Consider the following 2474-nt stretch of genomic DNA (forward strand, 5'->3'; position numbering starts at 1 on the left):
CCAAGCTCACCGCCCAGCACACGCTGATCTACGACCGGCTGCGGCGCACCCGGGGCCCGGACGGCGCGCGGCTGTACGCCCGCTCGCAGTCGGAGGCGATCGGACACGCGGCGGAACTGGTGGCCGAGCTGGACATCGACTGCGAGTGGGAGACCCGGGACGCCTACACCTATGTCCGGGACCCGTCTCGGGTGGCCGAGGTGCACGCGGAGGCGGAGGCCGCCCGGCAGGCGGGGCTGCCGGCGTCGTTCACCACGGAGACCGGCCTGCCGTTCCCGGTGGCGGGGGCGGTCCGGGTGACGGGGCAGGCGCAGTTCCATCCGGTCAAGTACCTGCGGGCGCTCACCGCCGATCTGCTGCGGCTGGGCGGCCGGGTGTACGAGCACACGCGGGTGACCGGGCTGACGGAGGGCGAGCCGTGCCGGCTGACGACCGAGGCGGGCCCCGTGGTGACCGCCCGGGACGTGGTGGTCGCCACGCACTACCCGGTGTTCGACCGGGCCCTGCTGTTCGCCCGGCTCTCCCCGCGCCGTGAGCTGGTGGTGGCCGGGCCGCTGGGCGACGGCCCGGATCCGGACGGCATGTACATCACCCCGGACGAGAACACCCGCTCGGTGCGCACCGCCCCCTACGGCCCGGACGGGCGGCGGCTGCTCGTGGTCACCGGGGAGCACTTCACGCCGGGCACCGGCGATCCGGGGGCCGGGTTCGACCGGCTCGCCGCCTGGGCGGAGGAGCACTTCCCCGGGGTGACCCTGGACCACGCCTGGGCCACCCAGGACAACGAGTCCACCGACACCGTCCCGCTGGTCGGCCCGTTCCACCAGGCCGCCCGGCACACCTATGTGGCCACCGGCTTCGGCGGCTGGGGCCTGAGCAACGGGATCATGGCCGGGCTGCTGCTCACCGCGCTCATCACCGGCCGGGACCGTCCGTGGCGGGAGCTGTACGACCCGCGCCGGCTGAAGTCGGTGGTCCGCGAGGCGCCCTCGCTGCTGAAGACGCAGGCCGAGGTGGCCCGGCACTTCGTCGGCGACCGGCTGAAACCGCCGGGCTCGGTGGCGGACCTGGCGCCCGGCGACGGGACGCTGGTCCGCTCCGGCGGCGAGCGGCTCGCCGTGCACCGCGACGAGGAGGGCGCCCTGCACGCGGTCTCCGCCCGCTGCACCCACCTCGGCTGCCTGGTCTCCTTCAACCGCGCCGAGCGCGCCTGGGAGTGCCCCTGCCACGGCTCGCGGTTCGCGGTGGACGGCTCGGTGCTCCAGGGCCCGGCGGTCAAGCCGCTGGAGCGGCGCGAGCTGGACCGGCCGGCGGAAGGCGGGCCGCCGGACGGGTGAGGTCACCGCGACGCGAAACACATATAGACATATAAACCGACATTAAGCTTTATCGTCGTAGGGTGACTCCACTAGCACGTCGTCTCACCGCCCTCTGCCTCCTGGGCGCGGCGCTGACCGCCTGCGGCGGCACCGCGGGACAGGAGCACCCCGCCTCCCCCGCCTCCGCCTCCGGTTCCCCCTCGCCCTCCCGCACCCCGGTGCTCGCGCCGGGCCCCGGCGGGCTGACCCCGGTCTTCGAGCACGGCCCGCGCACCCGGGGCAAGACGGTCGCGTTCACCTTCGACGCCGACATGACCGCCGACCAGGGGCCCCGCGCGGCCTCCGGCGAGCACTTCGACAACCCGGGGCTGATCCGGGCGCTGCGCGAGCTGAAGGTGCCGGCGACGGTCTTCATGACCGGCAGCTGGGCCGAGCAGTACCCGGCCGAGGCCCGCGACCTGGGCCGCGATCCGCGCTTCGAGGTGGCCAACCACTCCTGGAGCCACTACGCCTTCACCGCCGACTGCTACGGGCTGCCGACCGTGGACGCCGACGGGATGCGGGCGGACGTCGAGCGGGCGTACGCCTCCCTGCGCGCGGCCGGCGTGCCGCACCCGATGCCGTACTTCCGCTTTCCCGGCGGCTGTTACGACCAGCGGGCGCTGCGCGCGCTCAGCGGGCTCGGGGTGACCGCCGTGCAGTGGGACGTGGTCAGCGGTGACGCGTTCGCCACGGACGCCGACGCGGTGGCCCGGCAGGTCCTCGACGGGGTACGGCCGGGCTCGGTGGTCGTCATGCACTGCACCCGCAGCGCCGCCCCGACCACCGAGCGGGTGGTGCGCGCGGTCGTACCGGAGCTGCGCAAGCGCGGCTACCGGTTCGTGAAGGTCTCCGAGCTGATCGGCGAGGCCGCCCCCGGCCGTTGACCGTCCTACGCTGAGGGTATGAGCGACGAGGACTACTGCACCATCGCCGGGACGGCCCGGCCCCCCGAGGCCGACGGCCCGCCGTACGCGGACTGCGTGCTGTGCCGGGAGCCGACCGAGTACCCGGAGTCGTACAAGGGCATCACGCTGTGCCCGGTGTGCGAGTGGCAGGAGGCCCAGCGCACCGCCTGCTCAGGGTGACCGGCGGCCGGTGAGCCAGGCCGCGGCA

The 2474-nt window shown here is 74.6% G+C and carries 3 protein-coding genes; all 3 read left to right on the top strand.

Features of this window, described 5'->3' with window-relative positions; all coding sequences use genetic code 11:
- Nucleotides 1-1337, top strand: a 1337-nt coding sequence (locus tag H5J33_RS31035) for an FAD-dependent oxidoreductase (RefSeq protein ID WP_181798093.1), incomplete at its 5' end; no start/stop codon positions are given.
- 62 nt (nucleotides 1338-1399) lie between these two features.
- Nucleotides 1400-2245, top strand: coding sequence for a polysaccharide deacetylase family protein (locus H5J33_RS31040; protein WP_181798094.1), 846 nt, complete (start codon nucleotides 1400-1402; stop codon nucleotides 2243-2245).
- Between the two features lie 18 nt (nucleotides 2246-2263).
- Nucleotides 2264-2446: a hypothetical protein gene (locus H5J33_RS31045; protein WP_181798095.1), complete on the top strand. Its 183-nt coding sequence runs from the start codon at nucleotides 2264-2266 to the stop codon at nucleotides 2444-2446.
- The last annotated feature ends 28 nt before the right edge of the window (nucleotides 2447-2474 follow it).

The sequence above is a fragment of the Streptomyces sp. WELS2 genome (genome assembly GCF_013870595.1).
In the GTDB taxonomy this organism is placed as follows: Bacteria; Actinomycetota; Actinomycetes; order Streptomycetales; family Streptomycetaceae; genus Streptomyces.